The sequence below is a fragment of the Kosakonia sp. S42 genome (genome assembly GCF_016624785.1).
Lineage (GTDB): Bacteria > Pseudomonadota > Gammaproteobacteria > Enterobacterales > Enterobacteriaceae > Kosakonia > Kosakonia cowanii.
In genome coordinates this window covers 1-235 of the sequence record NZ_JACVTW010000125.1, presented here as the reverse complement: position 1 = coordinate 235, position 235 = coordinate 1, and the positions used below count along the sequence as shown (strand labels likewise).

General features: G+C 49.4%; 1 tRNA gene. It reads right to left on the bottom strand.

What is annotated here, in order from left to right:
* Positions 1–76: transfer RNA gene (locus tag IAE50_RS25830), tRNA-Lys, on the bottom strand.
* Positions 77–235 lie beyond the last annotated feature (159 nt).

The window sequence follows — 235 nt, the reverse complement described above, 5'->3', positions numbered from 1 at the left end:
TGGTGGGTCGTGCAGGATTCGAACCTGCGACCAATTGATTAAAAGTCAACTGCTCTACCAACTGAGCTAACGACCCTTTTCAGGGATTCTTCGAAGTGGTGGGTCGTGCAGGAGGATTCGGCTTTCGCCTCACCGTTGCTGACGCAACGTTATCCTTCACGTCTGACACCTTCACCAATTATCAAAATTGGTGGGTCGTGCAGGATTCGAACCTGCGACCAATTGATTAAAAGTC